General features: G+C 46.3%; 1 protein-coding gene. It reads right to left on the reverse strand.

Going from position 1 to position 259, the window contains the following annotated elements; all coding sequences use genetic code 11:
- Positions 1-52: 52 nt before the first annotated feature.
- Positions 53-235, reverse strand: a complete 183-nt coding sequence (locus FN960_RS21940) for a phage holin (RefSeq protein ID WP_143850836.1) — start codon at positions 233-235, stop codon at positions 53-55.
- Positions 236-259 lie beyond the last annotated feature (24 nt).

Here is a 259-nt window from a genome sequence, read left to right on the forward strand (position 1 = left end):
GCTTTTCGTAATGATGGTGGCATTATTAAATTCTATCAGACTTGCGTATATCTTATTTAATCTTGAAATAAAGGTTTATCAGGTAAGTCAGCAGGCCCAATACCAGGCTACCCAGCACACCTATTGCTGCCCACTGTGAGGGCGTGACTCTATCGAGCAACTGTAAAAACCAGTAGCCAGCACTGCCTGCGGAGGTGCCATAGGCGACACCCGGCGTTAAGGGGAGAGATAAGATGGTGCATTACGAAGTAGTTCAGTA

Origin of the sequence: Alkalicoccobacillus porphyridii, from assembly GCF_007293315.1 — a bacterium.
In the GTDB taxonomy this organism is placed as follows: domain Bacteria; phylum Bacillota; class Bacilli; order Bacillales; family Bacillaceae_D; genus Alkalicoccobacillus; species Alkalicoccobacillus porphyridii.